Source organism: Amycolatopsis azurea DSM 43854 (assembly GCF_001995215.1).
GTDB classification, from domain to species: Bacteria; Actinomycetota; Actinomycetes; order Mycobacteriales; family Pseudonocardiaceae; genus Amycolatopsis; species Amycolatopsis azurea.
The window spans coordinates 120,514-138,459 of record NZ_MUXN01000025.1 but is presented as its reverse complement, the minus strand read 5'-3'; the positions used below and the strand labels follow the sequence as shown (position 1 = coordinate 138,459).

The 17,946-nt window shown below is 68.9% G+C and carries 15 protein-coding genes; 10 read left to right on the top strand and 5 right to left on the bottom strand.

Annotated features, from left to right (window positions below; all coding sequences use genetic code 11):
* Nucleotides 1-43: 43 nt before the first annotated feature.
* On the top strand, nt 44-595 hold the full coding sequence (locus B0293_RS33180) for a PadR family transcriptional regulator (protein WP_005160907.1): 552 nt from the start codon (nt 44-46) through the stop codon (nt 593-595).
* Between the two features lie 7 nt (nt 596-602).
* Here B0293_RS33180 and B0293_RS33175 read toward each other — a convergent pair whose 3' ends face one another.
* Nucleotides 603-1,493, bottom strand: a complete 891-nt coding sequence (locus B0293_RS33175) for an oxidoreductase (RefSeq protein ID WP_005160905.1) — start codon at nt 1,491-1,493, stop codon at nt 603-605.
* A 95-nt stretch (nt 1,494-1,588) separates the two neighbouring features.
* Here B0293_RS33175 and B0293_RS33170 point away from each other — a divergent pair, with 95 nt between their 5' ends.
* Nucleotides 1,589-2,266 carry a response regulator transcription factor gene (locus B0293_RS33170; RefSeq protein ID WP_005160902.1) on the top strand — a complete coding sequence of 226 codons (678 nt, stop codon included), beginning with the start codon at nt 1,589-1,591 and terminating at the stop codon, nt 2,264-2,266.
* Between the two features lie 64 nt (nt 2,267-2,330).
* Here the strand turns inward: B0293_RS33170 and B0293_RS33165 are convergent, their stop codons facing one another.
* Nucleotides 2,331-2,918 carry a cadmium resistance transporter gene (locus tag B0293_RS33165; protein ID WP_077241453.1) on the bottom strand — a complete coding sequence of 196 codons (588 nt, stop codon included), beginning with the start codon at nt 2,916-2,918 and terminating at the stop codon, nt 2,331-2,333.
* Between the two features lie 72 nt (nt 2,919-2,990).
* Here B0293_RS33165 and B0293_RS33160 point away from each other — a divergent pair, with 72 nt between their 5' ends.
* Nucleotides 2,991-3,794 (top strand): ArsR/SmtB family transcription factor, encoded by an 804-nt coding sequence (locus tag B0293_RS33160; RefSeq protein ID WP_039918927.1) that lies wholly within the window; start codon nt 2,991-2,993, stop codon nt 3,792-3,794.
* Nucleotides 3,795-3,798: 4 nt separating this feature from the next.
* Nucleotides 3,799-5,145 carry an MFS transporter gene (locus B0293_RS33155; protein WP_005160895.1) on the top strand — a complete coding sequence of 449 codons (1,347 nt, stop codon included), beginning with the start codon at nt 3,799-3,801 and terminating at the stop codon, nt 5,143-5,145.
* A 100-nt stretch (nt 5,146-5,245) separates the two neighbouring features.
* Here the strand turns inward: B0293_RS33155 and B0293_RS33150 are convergent, their stop codons facing one another.
* The 3 genes from B0293_RS33150 to B0293_RS33140 all read right to left on the bottom strand — a co-directional run bounded on the left by B0293_RS33150 (nt 5,246) and on the right by B0293_RS33140 (nt 7,167).
* On the bottom strand, nt 5,246-5,539 hold the full coding sequence (locus B0293_RS33150) for a hypothetical protein (RefSeq protein WP_005160892.1): 294 nt from the start codon (nt 5,537-5,539) through the stop codon (nt 5,246-5,248).
* A 251-nt stretch (nt 5,540-5,790) separates the two neighbouring features.
* The gene (locus B0293_RS33145; RefSeq protein ID WP_005160890.1) at nt 5,791-6,393 is read right to left on the bottom strand and encodes a C39 family peptidase; all 603 of its coding nucleotides are present in this window, start codon (nt 6,391-6,393) and stop codon (nt 5,791-5,793) included.
* A 48-nt stretch (nt 6,394-6,441) separates the two neighbouring features.
* Nucleotides 6,442-7,167 (bottom strand): S1 family peptidase, encoded by a 726-nt coding sequence (locus B0293_RS33140; RefSeq protein WP_039918936.1) that lies wholly within the window; start codon nt 7,165-7,167, stop codon nt 6,442-6,444.
* Between the two features lie 421 nt (nt 7,168-7,588).
* Between B0293_RS33140 and B0293_RS33135 the strand changes: the two genes are divergently transcribed.
* From B0293_RS33135 to B0293_RS33110, 6 genes are all read left to right on the top strand, one after another.
* Complete coding sequence (locus B0293_RS33135; protein ID WP_005160886.1) at nt 7,589-7,903, top strand: hypothetical protein; 315 nt, start codon at nt 7,589-7,591, stop codon at nt 7,901-7,903.
* A 35-nt stretch (nt 7,904-7,938) separates the two neighbouring features.
* Nucleotides 7,939-9,147, top strand: a complete 1,209-nt coding sequence (locus tag B0293_RS33130) for a hypothetical protein (RefSeq protein ID WP_005160883.1) — start codon at nt 7,939-7,941, stop codon at nt 9,145-9,147.
* Nucleotides 9,148-9,211: 64 nt separating this feature from the next.
* Nucleotides 9,212-9,613 carry a hypothetical protein gene (locus B0293_RS33125; protein ID WP_005160880.1) on the top strand — a complete coding sequence of 134 codons (402 nt, stop codon included), beginning with the start codon at nt 9,212-9,214 and terminating at the stop codon, nt 9,611-9,613.
* A 676-nt stretch (nt 9,614-10,289) separates the two neighbouring features.
* Entirely contained in the window at nt 10,290-12,590 is a 2,301-nt protein-coding gene (locus tag B0293_RS33120) for a vWA domain-containing protein (RefSeq protein ID WP_005160877.1), read from the top strand.
* Between the two features lie 25 nt (nt 12,591-12,615).
* Complete coding sequence (locus tag B0293_RS33115) at nt 12,616-15,774, top strand: tubulin-like doman-containing protein (protein ID WP_005160875.1); 3,159 nt, start codon at nt 12,616-12,618, stop codon at nt 15,772-15,774.
* Entirely contained in the window at nt 15,771-17,945 is a 2,175-nt protein-coding gene (locus B0293_RS33110; protein ID WP_005160872.1) for a hypothetical protein, read from the top strand. Before B0293_RS33115 ends, B0293_RS33110 begins: the two co-directional genes overlap by 4 nt.
* Nucleotide 17,946: the final 1 nt, after the last annotated feature.

Genomic DNA, 17,946 nt, shown 5'->3' with positions numbered 1-17,946 from the left:
CACGAGAGTACTCAAACACGAGTACTCGTGTTGTACTAGACGGGTGAACCCGACCAGGCTCTTCATCCTCGGCGCCCTCGCCAAACGCGGGCCCATGCACGGCCATCAACTCCGCCGCGAGGCGCGGATGGACCGAACCGATCTGTGGTCGCAGGTCAAACCGGGTTCGCTCTACGGGGCCTTGCACCGGCTCGAAGGCGAGAAACTGATCGAGCCCGTGCGGACAGAGCAGCTCGGCGCGCTGCCCGCGCGGACGGTCTACTCGATCACCGCCGAAGGACACCGTGAGCTTCGTGCCCTCCGTGACGAGGCCTTCGCCGAAGTGGTCCTCAAACCTGACCCGGTGGACCTCGCGCTGGTCGTCAGCGGAGACCTCGACCGCGAGATGCTGCGGGGCTATCTCGAAGACAGGCTCGCGGCGCTGACGGCCCAGGCGACCCAGTTCGGTCACCTGGGCGAACGGCGGTGGCCCGATCAGTCCGTCGCCGACGACCTCGTCCTGGAGCACGCCCGTCTGCGGATCGAAGCCGAGCTGCGCTGGCACGAGCTGGTGCTCGCCCGGTTGGACAAGCTGTCCGAGGTGGACGGCGGCTGAGCGCCCGTCACCCTCGGGCGATGCCGTCGAGCAGGGCCAGCTCGTCGTCGCCGAGCCGGATGCCGCCCGCCGCGACGTTCTCCTCCAGGTGCCCGGGGTCGCCGGTCCCGGGGATGGCGAGCACGTGCGCGCCCCGGTGCAGGGTCCAGGCGACCCGGATCTGGGCCGGGGTCGAGTCGTGCGCCGCCGCGACCTTCGCGACCTCGGCCTCGCCCGGGACGGTGTCGGGCGTGGCGTCGCCGGGGAACGAGGTCGTCACGGCGAAGAAGGGCACGAACGCGACACCGTGCTCGGCGCACAGGTCGACCAGGGCGTCGTCCTCCCGGTCGGTCAGGCCGTAGCGGTTCTGCACGCAGACCACCGGGGCGATCGTCCTCGCTTCGAGCAGCTGTTCCGGCACGATGTTGGAGATGCCGAGGTGGCGGATCAGGCCCGCTTCGCGCAGGTCCGCGAGCGCGCCGAAATGTTCGGCCATCGAACCGGGTTCCTTGCCCATCCCGGCGCCCCAGCGCAGGTTGACGACGTCGAGGTGGTCGAGCCCGAGCTGCCGGATGTTCTCCTCGACCTGGCCGCGAAGCCGGTCAGGTCGCGCGTAGAAGAATTCGCCGTCGCGGGACCGGCCCGCGCCGACCTTCGTGGTGATCACCAGGTCGTCGGAGTAGGGCTGGAGCGCGGTGCTGATCAGCTCGTTCGCCGAACGCGTGGGGGTGAAGTAGAACGAGGCGGTGTCGATGTGGTTGACGCCGAGTTCGATCGCGCGGCGCAGGACGGCGATCGCGTCCGCGCGGCTCTTGGGCTTCTCGTCCCAGGGCATCCCGGTCAGCCGCATCGCGCCGAGGCCGACGCGGTTGACGGTGAGGTCGCCGAGGCGCCAGGTGCTGTCGTGAAGGTTCGTCATACTCATCAGCGTCGCGACGGGCCCGCCGGAAGTCAGAAAATGGCAACAAGCTGCCAGCTGGTCGCGAACCGCCGGGTTGGGGCAGTATCGAGCTCATGCGGACGGGCGGCGGTCTCACGAGGGCGGGCGATTCGGTCACCGTCGTGCGCGGCGAAGAGGAGCTGTTCCACCGGGTCGGGCACCTGTTCTCCACCGTGACCGACCTGGCCTGCGCCGCCAACGACCTCGCGACTTGGGTGGCCGATCGCCGGTCGGACGAACTCACCGCGGCCGCCGAGCGCCGGGCGGGCGACGTGCGGATCCGCAAGATCTACCGGGCCGGGCTGCTGCTCGACGCGGTGTCCGCGCAGGAGCTGGCCCGGACCCGGGACCGGTTCGGCGCGCAGATCCGCATCTCCACCGAGGACCTCAACGAAACGATCATCATGGACGGCAGGATCGTGATCCTGGCCGGTGACCTCACCGCCGGTCAGCGCGGCTACAGCGTCATCACCCAGCCCGAAACCGTGCAAGGAGTGATTTCGCTGTTCGAGTCGGCGTGGCGGTCCGCGACCGACCTCGCCGTCTACGACGCGCAGGTCTCCGAGATCCGCGGGCTCGCGCCCGCGGTGCTGGACCTGCTCGGCAGCGGCGTCAAGGACGAAGCCGCCGCCCGCACCCTCGGCCTCGGCGTGCGGACCTACCGGCGCCGGGTGGCCGAGCTGATGGCCGCGCTGGGCGCCGAGTCCCGTTTCCAGGCAGGCGTCCGGGCCCGCGAACTAGGCCTGGTCTAGGCGCCCGCCGGTAAGTTGCCGGAGCTGGAGAATGATGGCGGCGATCGTGGGCTCAGCCAGATGGTCATCGACGACGTTCTCTTGATTGCTTTGCGAGGAGTATTGGCAAAGGTCGGGGTGTTCGTCGCAGAATTTTCGAGCTCGTTGGAAGGCTTCGGCGGCCTTTCGGAGAAATTCCTCGACCTCGGCGTCCCCAGCGGGAGAGAGCCTTGGTCACAAGGGGACGACTGGCCAGGAACCAGCCGATGGCGCACCACAGGGCGACGCCGATGAGGAACACCACGACGTAGCCGATCATGCCGCCGGTCCCGGCCACGGCGAACACCGGCACGTGGACGCCGATGTTGTCGCCGCCGTTGGCGAAGGTGACCGTGGCGACCAGGAGGATGCCCGCGCCCTTGTCGTCGGCGGGTTTCTCGTCCGTGTCCTCGGAGGCGGCGTGGCGGTCCCGGTAGAGCTTCCACGCAGCACGCAGGCCCAGCAGCAGCGGCAGCAGCCCGAGGTAACACCGCCAGCACCAGCAGCCGGCTACCGCCCACTGCGCCCGTAAGGGGATCGTCGCAGGGACTGCCGCTGACGCCGCGCCGTCCACGTTAGGACTGACCGGAATCACCGACGAGCGCACACCTTCAACTACCCCGTAGTTGACCAAGGCAGGCTCCGCTCAGTAGGCACCCGAGGCCCCTCATTGACAGGTGACTTTGAAGTCACCTATTTTTACGGCATGTCTACGGGCTCGGGGCAGTACGACGCGGCGGTGACCATCGCGGCGATTGCCGACCCAAGTCGGCGCCTCATCCTCGATCTGCTGCGCGCGAAGGACGGGCAGGCGGTGAGGGCGTATGAGGAGGCACTGCCCCACCTGGGGCGTCACGCCGTCCTCAAGCACGTGAGTGTGCTCGAGCGGGCCGGCCTGTTGCTTACGCGCAAGGTCGGCCGGCAACGGTTCTGCTACCTCAACCCTGTGCCGCTGCTGGATCTTGCGCGGCAGTGGACCACCGACTACTCGGCCGCGTGGGGACATCAACTCATCGACCTGCGCAACCACACCGAGACGCTCGAAAGGAATAGCACCATGACTGATCAGGCACCCGACTTCGTCCAGCAGGTCGTGATCCATGCGCCCATACAGCGGGTGTGGGACGCGATCACCACCACCGACGCCCATCGGTGGTATTTCGGTGCTCGGTTGTCCACCACCGAACAAGGCGCCGACTACACGATCGACGACACCGACGATCGCACCCACATCCGCGGCACCAATCTCGAGGTGGACCCGCCAAGGCTGTTGGTCCAGACCTTCGACGCCCGCTGGGATGAGGGAGTCCGCGCCGACGCCCCCAGCCACGTGACCTGGCGCCTGGAGGAGCGCGGTCCACTGACCTTCGTGACCGTCGAACACCGCGGCGTCGCCGGCACCGAGACCGGACGTCAGTCCGCGAGGGGTTGGCCCTGTCTGCTCAGCAGCCTCAAGACCTACCTCGAGACGGGTTCGCCACTGCCACTGCCCGCCGGCATGGCCGGGTGAGATCGTGGAGTTCACAGGCGAAGAGATCATGACCGAGACCGCCGCACCAGCAGTGCCCGAACCGTGGCGGCGTAACGTCGCGCTGTTCTTGACCGGACAGACGGTGTCGCTGTTCGGCTCGATGATCGTGCAGTTCGCCGTGATGTGGTACGTGACTCTGGAGACTCAGTCCGGTCTGGCGGTCGCCCTCTACGCGATCGCGGGATTCGCGCCGCAGGGGGTGGTGTCGATCTTCGGCGGCGTACTGGCCGATCGGATCAATCGGCGGTGGCTGGTGATGGCGGCCGACGCCGGGATCGCTGCCGCCACGTTGATGCTGGCGCTGTTGATGATGAACGGCATCACCGATCTGTGGCTCATCTTGCTCGCGGTCGGCGTACGATCACTCGGCGCCGGCGTACAGACGCCGAGCGTGCAGGCGATGATCCCGCAGATCGTGCCACCCGATCAGTTGATGCGGGTGAACGGGGTGTTCCAGACCATCCAGTCGATCATGGCGCTGGCGGCACCGGCGGCCGCGGCGGCGATCTACGCCGGGGCCGGTATCGTGCCGGTATTCTTCCTCGACGTGGTCACAGCGGTGATCGGGATCGGATTCCTCGCCCGGGTCAGCGTTCCCACACTGACCCGAGTGGCGCAGGCCACGACCAGCTACCGCCAGGATCTGGTGGAGGGAATGCGGTACATCTGGTCGCGGGGGATCGTCCGCTGGCTGATGGGCGTGTTCGCGATCATGTTCGTGTTGACCGGGGCGCCGGGCTTCATCACCCCGCTACTGATCGCCCGCAGTTTCGGTTCCGAGAAATGGATGCTGGCCGTGCTGCAGATCGCCTTCACTGTCGGCATGATGCTCGGCGGTGTCTTGGTGGCAACCATACTCGCGAAACGGAGCCGGATCGGGTTGATCCTGTTCGCCACGTTCGGCTTCGCGATCTTCATCATGCTGCTGGGCGTTGCCCCGAATCTGTGGGGCTTCTACGGGTTCATGTTTACGATTGGCCTGCTGGTGCCGTTGTTCTCGACGCCATTCACGACGCTGATCCAAGAGACCGTCGAGCCGGAGAAGTACGGTCGAGTGTTCAGCCATGTCGCAATCGTGATGGCACTGGGCAACCCGATCGGCATGGCCGTGTTCGGGCCGCTGGCGGACGTGATCAGCGTCGAGAACCTCTTCATCGCGACTGGCGCGGTCGGAGTCGCGGTGATGACGATCGCCATCATGCTGCCGTCCGGACGCGCAGCGGTGGCTGCTGCCCGCGCACCAAGTCCGGGATCAGACGACAACGGCACACCGAAGGATCCCGAATCGGGTCCGGAAGAGCCCGTGGGGACCCACACGGCGCTCCGGTAGTGGACTCCGACGGTGTTTGCTGAGGATTCCACTCGACCAACTCGGCGTCGATCTGGGACAGCACGTGTTGATCGGCAAACATCCAGACCAGGGCAAGTGCTCACCGTGCTCGCGGCGGGCCGCCGTCGCCGCGGACCGCCACCAGCATCGACCCGCCGCCGGGAGCGACCAGCCGCAGCCGCTCACCCGGCCGCAGCGCCGCCCACCGCACCCGCCTGCCGTTCACCCGCCCCCCGACAGCGTCGAACTCCGACACCAGCAGCGGCTCACCGGTCCTCGCCGACGGCCGCCACGCCGAGCCCTCGACAGCGAGCGGACGCATCAGGTCCAGGTAGCGGTGCACCTCCGCGAGGGCCCGGTAGCCCGTCCGGCGTGACCGGCCGACGCTCGACATCCCAGGACTCCCAGCCTGCCGCCGAGAATAAGATCAACTGCACTCCTCGTACATACATTCGAGACAGGTAGGAGTGCAACAGAGTTGCGGCAGGTCAGCGCCCTGGTGAAGTCTCTAACGAGACACAGCAACAAAGCGGAGAGAAGTCACTATGTCCCGCATCTGGCGCGACATCGAAGATCGTGAGGGTGACGGCCTTGACGACCATGAGTATCGGGTGTGCCTGTGCTGGATCTAGGTGTTGCGTAAAATCAGCCGGTGCCGAAGACCATGCCTCGCAGGGCGTAGAACCGCTCGAAGTCCTCGTCGTCCACGTGGGCGTCCTGCTGGCCGTGCGGGCCGGTCCCCGACGGGTTGTTCATGACCAGACCCGACTCGGTCACGCCGGTGACCAGCACCAGATGCCCGCCCTTCCGGGGAGGGTCGCTCTTCGGCTCCCTGATCGACTTGTGCACCGACGCCATCACCTGGTGTCCCTGCGCGACCAGGCTCCGCAGCTCGGGCAGGTCGAAATCGACCCGCACCTCGCCGTCGATCCCGAACCGGTCCGCCGCCCAGCCGAGGAACGGTGCGTAGATCAGGCCGTGCACGCCGGTCTCGTGCCGCACGTAACCGCCGAACCGCTCGCATTCCTTGGCCAGTTCGACGCTCGGCGGGACCTCCTGCCCCCGCTGGGCCAGCATCATCCGCAGACAAGCCATGCCGCAGGCACGCCACGACCAGAACTCGTACTCCTGCGCGGAAACGGCGCCGGAATCCGCCCACCGCGGGTCGTCGGCGGCCGACATCGCGCCGGTGACGATCGCCGCGACGAGTTCGGGGGATTCCCATTGCGAGAAATACGGAATGGGCATACGCGCAGTCTCGCACACGAGAACCGGGGGCAGGAAGCAAGGCCGCGACTACAGGCCGCCGACCTCTTTTTCGATCCACGGGCGGACATCGGGCGACGTCAGGTCCACATAGATCGACGGGCTCGCGCCACAGTGGATCGAGGTGCCCCGGCTGTCGCTGCCGATCAGGTTCCAGACGCCGTCGACCTTCGTGATCTGCGGGCCACCGGAGTCGCCGTAGCAGTCGCCGCCGTCATTCGGGTTGTCGGTACAGATCTCATGCCCCGCGTTGATCTTGTAACAACTGGTGTCCGGGAGGACAGAGGTGTCGAACTCGTTGTTGTGGATGGACATCGGGCCGCAGTTCGCGAGGTCGCAGGTCTGCCCCCAGCCGAGCAGCCGGGTCGCGGTGCCCACGGTGGCGGCCTCCGGGCCAGGGATCCGGATCGGGGCGTACGACACCGATTCGGCCAGTCGCAGCAGTTTCACGTCGGCGTAGCGATGAGGGACCTGCTCGACGACGCCCACGCTCTTGGCCTTGGTCCGGTCGTTGTTCCCTATCCGTACCGATTTCACCGCCGGGTTGCAGTGCTTGGCCGTGATCACCCAGTTGGGCTTGATCAGCGAACCGGTACAACCGTCGACGATGTAGACCGCGAAAGGATAGGGCTCGGTGGCTTTGCGGCCGCCGACGATCGAGGTGATCGGCCCTTCGTCGCCGGTCGCCGCCGCGGCCACCGGCGAGGCGAAACCGGACACCGCCGTCGCCATCGCGACGAGAAAAAACGCCAGCATGGATTTGACCTTCACAGTGACTCCGTCCATTTGGAGTGCGCGAACAATGGCCGGGCGAAGCGTTGTGGGAAAACGTCGGAAAAGGCAAGCTGTCCATTCCGGCTCGATGCCGGGAAGAACGGTGAGACGGTGGGGTAGCCCGATCGAGTGAGTATCGATGACCGAAAGTAGTGGATCACGGTGGTGTCGCCTGGCTGGGGCGCTGTCGGCATCCGGCCGCCGGCGGGTGCCGACGAGGTAAGATCTTCGGGTCGACTTCGGGGAACCGACACGCTGCCGGGTGCGTCGATGTACACGAACGGCGGCATCGCCGTTTCCGGAAACGGCGCGCACGGGTGGGCGGGAGCTCATAGGGTGCGCGGGTACGGCAATGTGGGCAGAAGAAGTGCGGGCGCAGGCGCCACGACTGGAGGGATCATCCATGACTCGCCGATTCGATCCGGAGCAGATCGCGTCGTTGGCCAAGAAGGTCGGCGGGCTCAAGGAGGGCTTCAGCGGGACGAGCAAGGACCTGGGCGACGGCGACCCTGGTGGCGCGTTCGGCGACCTGAAGAACGCCGCCGGCACGGGCAAGACGATGAAGGGGTTCCACCAGGGCGTCAACGCGCATCTGGACGCCGCCTCGAAGCTCGTCGACGCCGCGTCCATCGCGCTGTCCAAGGCCGCCGAGCGCATGCGGAACGACGAAGCCGCGGGTGTGCACACCCTCCGCGGCAACGGCCGCGAGCGGGACTGATTCGGACTGAAGACGGGAACCAGGGGGATTTACCGATGACCACCGCGGAGCGGAATCCGGGCACGCTCGACGACCCGTCGCACGACCGTCCGAAGTCACTGGACGCCATCGACAAGCACGCCCAGCAGGCGCAGAAGCTCAACTCGGGCGCGGTCAACGACCAGGCCAGGAAGGTCGGCGGAGCCGCCACCAGGGCGAACGACCTCGGAGACGACCTCAAGGTCTTCCGCGACGACGTCCTGCGCCACTGGGAGGGCAAGGACGCCGACGCCGTCGCCGACCACCTCGAGAAGCTCGGCAAGGCCAGCTACAAGGTCAGCGACAAGGCCGAAGCGGCCAAGAACATCCTCCAGCGCGTGTCCGAGATCCTGGACGACGTCAAGAAGAAGGTCGCGCAGCTCGCCCAGGAGGCCAACGACAAGGACGCGGACAACCGCGCGCTGATCGACTCGGCCCGCCGCCGGAAGAACAGCTCCAAGGACGACAACGAGATCGCCATCGCCGCGTCCGACATCGAGCGGCTCCGGCAGCTCAACGAGAAGGACTCCAACGGCAAGAAGGACGAGATCGAGAAGGCGCTGGACGACGCCGAGAAGCAGATCGACGACCTCCTCAAGCCGCTCGGCCTGGAGATCGAGGGCGGTTTCCTGGAACTGGTGCCCGCGGACACCGGCGGGACCACCGCGTCGAGTGTCCACGCCACCCCGGTCAACCACGTGCCCAGCCACGGCGGCGGGGACGGCGGTGGTGGCGGTGGCGGCCACGGCGGTGGCGGCGGCGGGGGTGGCGTCGCCGGGGTCCAGGGCGACGGGCGGCCCGCCAAGCCGATCGACGCGCGCGGCGACAACCCGGCCAAGATCGCCGAGAAGTTCCTCGGCCGTAACGCCGGTGACCTCAAGGGCAGCGGTGAGCTGCCCGCCATGCAGTCGTGGGTGCCCAACAACGTCAACTGCGCGAACTTCGTCTCCGGCTGCCTGGAAGCGGCGGGCCTCATCGACAAGGGCCAGGCCAGCGCCTCGGTCGCCGGTCTGACGGCCAACCTCCAGGCGGACGGCTGGCGGGAAGTGCCGCTCTCGCAGGCGAAACCCGGCGACGTGGTGATCTCGAACAACGGCGGGCACGTCGTGCTGTACGCGGGTGACGGCCAGTTCATCGGCTCGAACAACGTCAACCCCGACGGTTCGCAGAAGATCAGCATGGGCGGCGGTGGCGGCCTCGTGAAGATCCTCACCCCGCCGACCTGATCCGACAGAACGCCAGCGCATCACCGGGCAAGCCGATGCTGCCCCGCCAGTGGGAGGAAGCTTGATGTACACCCGATCGTTCCCGGAGGCGCTGAGCCCCGGCGACCCGGTCCGGGAAGCGGTGCTCCAGGCCGCCACCGCCCGGCTCGACGAGGAGTTCGGCGACCAGGTCCGGGTGGCCGTGGAACAGCTCGACCGGCTCGGTCCCTGGGCGTTCCTCCAGGGGACGATGCGCGGCGTCGAAGCCGGACGGCCGTACTACGCCGGCACCATCTACGAGAACAAGCGGGCCGACGGCGTCATGTCCGACGTCTACGTCGCCCTGCTCAAGAAGACCAGCGAGACGACCGTCGACGACGACCCGCGGTCCTGGCGCCTGGCGCGCTACGCCATCGGTCCGACCGACGTCGCCTGGCTGACCTGGCCGGACGAGCACGAGGTGCCACAGTCGCTGTTCGGGTTCTGACCGTCTGAAGTACATGAAGGCCCCCTTCCTTGCGTCTAGCGCAAGGAAGGGGGCCTTCATGTACTTCAGGGGGATGGGTGCCGGTACCGAGTCGGCCGGGGTGGTCGTGAGCGGTAAGTGTCGTTAGAACGCGACTTACCACTCACGACCCACGTGCCCCAGCACTCACCGCCGCCGGTCCGTGAAGGCTCCTTGCCTACCTTGAGGGTAGGGAAGGAGGCCTTCACTGCGTTGTCGACGCGTCCTTTGGGCTCCTGGGGCAGGGCGGGCCAGGGCGCGTGTCGCGAAAGCCACTTTCGCGACGTCCGACGTCCCGAAAGTGGCTTTCGCGACATGGTCGCCGAGGCTATCGCTTTTTCTCCCGCCCGCTTAAACGCTTTGCAAAACTTTGTCACGCGCCTTTCGAATCTTTCGGAAAAAAGACAAAAGCAAGGCGCCCGTGAATGGTGATGTCACAGTCCATCTTGGACAAAAGATCACCGCGTCTCCCGTCGGCCACGGCGAAATCGCGCCGCGATACCCGGCCGTGAAGTTGGACAAGAACACGCCGGTTCCGTGATTTCTGTCGAGAAAACTCCCGTGGTCCATAAGGCGTAACGAACGTCGTCCTGTCGCCGACAGTTGCGTGTGTCCGCCGAGGACACCTCAACTCACATCGATCGCGCGGGGTGCTTTCGTGTTCATCAACCAGAGGGCGCTCGGGCGAAGCGTTTCCCGTTCGGTGCGGGTGCTCGCGCTGTGGGCGGTATTCGCGACGCTCCTCGCCGGAACCCCCGCCGAGGCGCGATTCCCGAAGGTCGTTGACCGGTCGTTTTCCCTGCGACAGCAGGAACCGCCTCAGGTCCAGCCCGCGCGGCTGGTGATCCTCGTCGATGAATCGGGCAGTATCGGCCCCGCCGATCTGGAGCGGGAACGAGAAGCCGCCGCGACGATCGCGCTCGGGGAATTCGCCCCCGGTTCCTCGGTCGCCGTCGTCGGTTTCGCCAGCGACAACGGGAGCCAGTCCCCGGTGGACGTCGTCTGCCCGCCGGTCACCGTGAAAACCGCGCAGGACCAGCAAAGTCTCGCTGACTGCATCAGGAAGCTCCGCAAGCGGGACAAGGCCGAGGGCGACGGCACCGATCATTACGCGGCCATGCAGCAGGCGATGGACTACCTCGACGACGGCCCGCCCGGTTCGGCGGTGAAACCGAAGATGATCTTCCTGCTGACCGACGGCAAGCTCGACGTGTCCGAGAGTCCGCGTTACGGCCCCGACAACGCGGGGGACCAGCGGAATCAGGCGGCGTCACGAGGGCTGGACGACACGCTGCGCGACGCGGTCGAGGCGGGCGTCCAGGTCTGGCCGCTGGGGTTCGGCGACGTCGACCGCGGCCAGCTCGACCGCTTCGCCACCGGTGGGTTCCAGGGCACCTGCGGTCCGACGGTCCCGCGGCCGTCCGCGACCGTCGCCGCCGACGCCGCCGCGGTGTCCGGCTTCCTCCTCAAGGCGTTCGGCACCGCTCGCTGCGCCGGCAGCGGGGACATCCAGCGCCGGCGGCTGGCGGCGGGCGAAGAAGAGTCGGTCACCTTGAACGTGCCCGAGATCGCCACCGACGGCTCGATCGTCGTGGTGAAACAGGACGCCCGGGTCTCGGTGCGGTTCTTCGACCCGCGCGGCCGCGAGGTCCCGAAAGCGGGGCAGCTGGGGACGTCGTCCTTCCAGGACAGCGGCGCCAACGGGCCGGTCGAATCGCTCCGCATCACCAACCCGGAGCCGGGGAACTGGACCGTCAAACTGACGTCGCCGCCCGGGCTCCCCGACATCGAGGTGAGCGCGGTCGTGCTCTGGCAGGGCGCCGTCCGGGCGTCCCTCACGGTCGACCCGCCCGCCCCGCAACGCGGTCAGCGGGTCAAGGTCCTGCTGACGCTCCAGACCCGCAACCGGCCGATCCGCGATCCCGCCCAGCTGACGGGCCTGGCCTTCACCGTGTCCATGACGAACGGGACGGCCACGTCCGAGGTGCCGATGTCGGACAACGGCGCGAACGGCGACGACCGGGCGGGCGACGGCGTCTACACCGGATCGGTCGTCGTCCCGGAAACCGCGGCCAAGACGACCAAGTTCGTCGGCAGTGTCCAGGGCATCGGCGTCAGCGGCGACACCAGGACCGTGCTCACGACGCTGTCCGACGGCCGTCCCGGGCTGTCGGCCCAGATCGCCCTCGGCCAGTCGACCCGGGTGGAGCCCGGCCGGTCCGTGTCCGGCACGGTCACCGTCGAAAGCCTGCTGGGGGTCCGAGCAAAGGTCAGATTGCAGATCACCGACGCGGCGCCGGGCACCAAGGCCAGCATCCCCGGCGACCGGACGGTGTTCGAGGTGCCCGCCACCGGCCGGGCGGACTTCCCGTTCGACGTCGTGTTCGCGGCGGACAGCGCGAGCGGGACCAACGGTCTCACCGTCAGCCTGGTGGACGACGCGAACCCGGCGACCACGCTCGCGAACTACCCCTTGTCGATCCAGGTCGGTTATCCGCCGCCGCCGACGCCGTGGTGGCTCTACCTCGGGGTGCCCGGCGCGCTGATCGTGCTCGCCGCCCTCGGGGTGTGGGCGCGGGCCCGGCACCGGAGGCGCCGTGTCAGCGGGCTCGCGGTGTTCCTGTTCCAGCGCGGCCGTCAGATCAGCGACATCGCGGCGCCGGCGGGCGGGGAGACGCGGTTCCCGTTCGTGCTGCGGTCCGAGCACGGTGTGGCGCCCCAGCTCGCGCCACCCGCCCCGGACGACGAGGAGGTGTACCGGCTCACCCGCGATGGCCGCCGGTTCACCCTGCTGACCCCGTTCGGCGAGCGGTATCCCCTGCACGACGGCGAACGCTGCGACGCGGGCGAGGGACTCGAACTCGAGATCCGGGACGAAGGCGCGATGACGCTCGCCGCCGACCACGAAGGCGGCGAGTCCGAGTTCGGTGCGACGACCCGCTACCCGGACCTGCTCTGAGAACGCCGAGAAAGGACCACCCCTGATGCAGATCTACCAGCCGATGATGTTCGTCGGCCTCGGCGGGACCGGCTGCCGGGTCGGCGCGGAGCTGGAACGACGGCTGCGCGAGGAACTGTGCGGCCCCGACGGCGCCGCGCTGCAGGAAGTCATGCAGGGCAAGAACTTCCTGCCGTACCAGCTGCCGTCCTGTTTGCAGTTCGTCTACGCGGACCTGAGCGAGGACGAGTTCGGCGGCCTCGAACGGCGGGTGGTGCCGGATCCCGAGCACCTCGCCGCCGCCGAGCGCACCATGCACCTGGTCCGCGACCTGATCCCGGAGCACGACACCTATCCGGAGGTCGCGCGAAGCCTGCGCCTGTCCGCGGACGACTACGTCTCCCCGTGGCTGCCCCAGCCCGCGGGCGAACCGCGGATCGGACCGCTCTCGCGCGGCGCGGGGCAGCTGCCGACGATCGGGCGGGCGGCGCTGTTCGAAACCTTCCGCGCGGGTATGGCGCCCGCGCAGACACCGCTGAACCGCGCGATCGGCAACATCAACAACTCCCTCGGCGAGCTGTCCGTCCTCGGCGGCGGGCACCGCGGGATGTCCTGCGACGTCTTCGTGGCGTTCTCGGTCGCGGGCGGCACCGGCAGCGGCCTGTTCTACGACTACCTGCATCTGATCGGCGACGCCTTCAGCCGCAACGACTACCGGGCGCGCATCTATCCGCTGGTGCTCATGCCGTCGGCGTTCGAGGAAGGGCTCGGCGGCGGCCGGGCCGCCCGGCTCAACGCGGGTCGCGCGCTGCTCGACCTGTTCCGCCTCGTCGACGACCAGAACGCCCAGCAGGCCGGTACCGAACTGGACCACGCCGGGGTGAGCGGGACACTTTCCGTCCGCTACCCCGGGCATTCCGAGATCCGGCTGCGCGCGGCCACCGTGCAGACCGCGTTCCTCTTCAGCATGGGCGCCGGGGTGCGCCGCGACGACCTGCACCGCTCGATCGTCTCCCTCGTGCTGTCCCTGGTGGGTACCGACATCGGCGGGGACACCGACCCGCTGCGCTACGGCGACCGGCGTGACTACATGTCGTTCGCGGACAGTTTCATCAACAGCGCGGTCGAACGGGAGACCCCGGCGTCCACGGGTATCGGGAACCGGGGTGTGTCGACGAGTTCGGTCGCGTCCATGACGATCCCCGCCGACGACATCGCGGACATCGTCGCGTCGCGGCTCGTCGCCGCCGCGGTCACCGAGCTCGTCGTCCCGCCGCCCGGGCAGGCGGAGAGCAACGCGGGCCTGGTCGAGCGGTTCTTCACGGAGTCCAATTTGGACGCTCTCCGGCTCCGGGCCCCGTTGCCCATCAAGGAACCTTCGGCGGCCAGCGGGACGGAGAACATCCAGAACGCGCTCGCGACCCGGGCCAGGACCATGGAGTCCGCGCTGCGCACGCTGGAGCAGCAGCTGACCGGCCAGGTGCCCGAGCTGGTGCAGAACTTCGACCCGCACCGGGCGGTCCGCGGGCTGCTCGAAGAGATCGACGTGTTCCGGCTGAGCCGGGTCGTGTTCGGCGACGGGCAGGGCGAGGGCCTCGGCGCGGTCGGTTTCGGCAAGCTCATGAGCCTCCGCCGGGCCGAGCCACCCGCCCCGGCGGGGATCACCCTGAACCCGCCCGCCCCGGTCGGGATCACGAAGAAACTGTTGCGGCAGCTCAAATGGGCCGATCCGGCGGTCCGCGCGTCGATAGTCCGCCAGGACGAGTGGTACGCGTGGCGGGCCAAACGCGCCTGGAACGCGGCGTGGAACGACCAGTCGTCCCGCTGGGACGGCAAGGTGCAGAGTCTGGTCCGGGACATCACCTCGCTGGTCTCGGCGTTCCGCGGGCACGCCGAAGCCGACTCCCGGCGTTTCCACGTGCGGGCCAAGGAGCTCTACCAGCAGCGCGTCGGCGTCACCTATCTGCTGCCCCGGCACGGCGAGCTGGATTCCTTCTACCAGGCCGTTCTCCGCCGGTTCGTCGAGTACCACACCGCGCACGGCCGCCTGCGGCCCACGGCGACCCCCGGCGACCTGCTGAACGAGATCCTCGGTGAGCTGGGCTGGCGCCAGGCGTGGGAGATCATGGTGGCGAACCGGGATCCCGCGGCCGCCGTCGCCTTCGTCCGCGACCGCGCGAAGCAGGCCGTCAAACGGCTTTTCGACCATCGGGACGGCCAATACCGTCCGCTCCTGCCCGCGTTGCAGGACCTCCTCGCGGCGGCGGCCGGCCGGACCGGGGTGTCGGTGGCCGAGGACGATCTCCTCCAGTTCCGGGAGAAACTCGCCGGTCTCGTGCCCGGCGGGTTCGCCCCGGGCGGCACCGGCCGCCTGCGCATCCTGTTCTCCTACCCGGCCGCGACCAAGGACGCCGAACTGGAGAAGTACCTGCGGCAGGAGGTGGCGCTGCCCCGGTCGGCGGACACGATCGTCGAGTTCCGGCCGATCGCGGCCGAGACCATCGCCGTGGTGCTGTTCCGGACCTCGATGGGACTGACCGAGGTGCCGGAGGTCCGCGAGGTGCTCAAACACTGGTCGGACGCGCTGCGCAACGAGCAGCGCCAGGACTTCCTGAAATGGCGGCAGCGCCTCGGCTACGACTTCGGTCATCTCGCGACCACCCCGGAACACCGCGAGCGGATCCTCCACCATCTGCTGTGCGCGATCTGGAACGACCAGGTCCGCATCGGCCAGGACGAGGACGAGGAGTCGCCGCGGCTGATCACCGTCGGCGTCGGCTCCGCCGAGGTGAGCATGCGCCTGGAGCTGCGGCCCTACGGCAGGTTGTCCAGCTGGGCCAGCGTGTTGACCTCCTACGAGGAATGGGTGCTCGCCGACGACGAGCAGATCCGCCGCGATCTGTGCGAGCAGCTGACGTCCTGCGTGCCCACCGGTGTCGACCGCACCCCGCGGCTGCCCTCGGCCCTGTTCGAGCGGTTGATGAAGCTGCCGGCCGCGCAGATCGCCGAGATCGACGCCACGCTCGCCGACCGGGCGGGCGCGGGCGGCCGCACCCGGCTCACCGCGTTGCGGGAGTTCTGGACCGACACCTTCCCGAAGGCGCTCGCGCTTTCGTTCCGCGGTGTCAACAACCCGATCCAGGACAACCTCGCGGATCTCCACCGGTGGGTCCACGACGAACTGCACGGAGGCTACGGCCGATGACCCGTGACCCGGTACTCGTGCTCGACGTGCGCGAGCCAGGCCATGACCGAACCCAGCTCGAAGCCGCCGACGAGGACGTCGCCGAGCTGTACCCCGGCTACGTGGTCGTGGTCGCGTGCGTGCGGGACCTGCCCGCCCACGACGCCGCGTTCCGACGGCTCGCGGGCCTGTCCCAGCTCGAAGGAGTGGTGCTCGTCGCGACCGGTCCGCTCAACGCCGAGGACGGCGGCTCGATGCTGCGCACCCCGGCGGCCCTGCGCAGCATCGGCGTCACGCTGTGGGTCGGCGACGAATCCGGCGTGCTGTGGAACGGCGCTTCGCACCGGGCCGTCGAGCGGACGGAGGAGGTGACGCTCGCCGATCTCCTCACCGCCCTGCGCCAGCCGCTGGTCTTCGCCCGCGTGCACAAGGCCGTCAGCCAGATCCCGCACCAGGCGGTCAGTCCGGGGCTCGACATCGAGTACGCGACGGTGCCGGACTCGACGCTGCGGCTGCTGCGCGTCCGCGCGCTGCGGCATCTCGCCACGGCGGAAGGGGATTCGGGCGGTGCCCCCGCGGGTTCGATCGGCTCGGCCATCGACAAGTTCCTCGAAGGACATCAGGCGGAGGACCCCGCCACGCTGGTCCAGCCGGGATCGGCGCTCGACCGGGCTCGCGCGGCGTCCGGGTCCGCCCTGACGGCCGCGCGCAACGCCGTCGACCTCCTGTCGCGTCCGATGAGCCTGGTGCGACGGCGGCTGGACCCGGTCGCGGTGTTCCGCGAGGCGGGGGACGCGCTCACGGCGTATCTGCGGATCGCGGGCGAGATCGCGAGCGCGATCACCGGGATGGCCGCGGGCGGGCCGCCGCAGACCGCGAAGCTCGTGGACGCCGGGTTGCCCGCCCCGGTCGAGTCGCGGAGCCGGGATCTCGCGGCCGTGCTGGAGGAGACGGTCGAAGCCGGTCTCGTCAGCGGACGGCCCTTGCCCGGCCTGGCCAGGGAGGCGAAACAGAAGGGCAACGAGCTCATCCGCCCGGACGATCCGGCGCTGCGCGGCGGTTTCGACGCGGCGGCACGGGCGGCGGAACGCGTCCGGCGGACGCCGCGGTTCACGGTCTGGCCCTTCCCCATGGTGCCGTTGCTCTGCGCCGTCCTGCTGACCTGCGCCGCCGGGGCCGCGCTGGGGTCGTCCGGTGTCGTCGTCGGACCCGCGCTGGTGGTGCTCTGGATCGGGCTGCTGCACCGGCTGCTCTACGGCGGTCCCGCGAGGGCGGCGAACGCCACCCGGCTGGTGCTGTCGGTGGTCGCCGTGGCCGCGGTGGGGGCGGCGGTCGGGCACAAGATGCGCTTCCTGTCGCCACCGGAGGTCTCCACGCTCCCGGCGAGCCTCTTCCTCGGTCTCCTCTTGGCCGCCGCGGCCGTCACCGCCGCGATGCTCGCGTGGCGGGACGCGGTGTCGCGGTGGACGGCGTGCCTGCCACTGGGCACCGCGAGCGCGGCGCACCGGGACCTGGTGGCGACGATGAACCGGCTGGTCACCGAGCGCTGGCTGCCGATCACCGGGCTGACCCGGCTGGCGGACTCCCTGTTCACCGTGGCCGCCGCGCTCGACGGCGTGGCGAAGGCGTTCGCGGAGACCGCCGACCAGTTCGGGCCCGGGACCGGATCGGTGCCCGACAGTTCCGGGAGCCTGACGCTCGTGCTCCGGCAGGATCTCGCACGGATCGCCACCGACGTGCTGCGGCCGGTGTTCGGCGAGATCGCCGTCGACGCGCCGCTGACCGGCGACGACCAGCGCTGCCGCACCGAGGCCAGGGAGCATCTCGCGCGGTACAACCATCACCTCGACCACCGCGGCATCACCGTGCCGCCGTCGGGCCGCACCGACGACGAGCATCGCCAGGCACTGGCCGGTCAGCTGTGGCACGAATCGGCGAAGAGCAGGCGCATCCTGCTCGCCGGGCCGCGCAGCCCCCTCGCGCAGCTGTGCCGTTCCCGGGACCTCCGCCTCCTGTCGTTCGACAACGTGACGATGGTGCATTTCGCGCCGCCCGATCTGCCCGATCCGGCGCTCAACCCGGACTACGAACTGCTTCGCCCCGGCGGAAACGCGGTCGGCGTGCTCCGGCTGGTCCCGCTCTTCACCAAATACGTCCGCCAGGCGGAAGAAATCCAGCCGGAGGAGACATGAA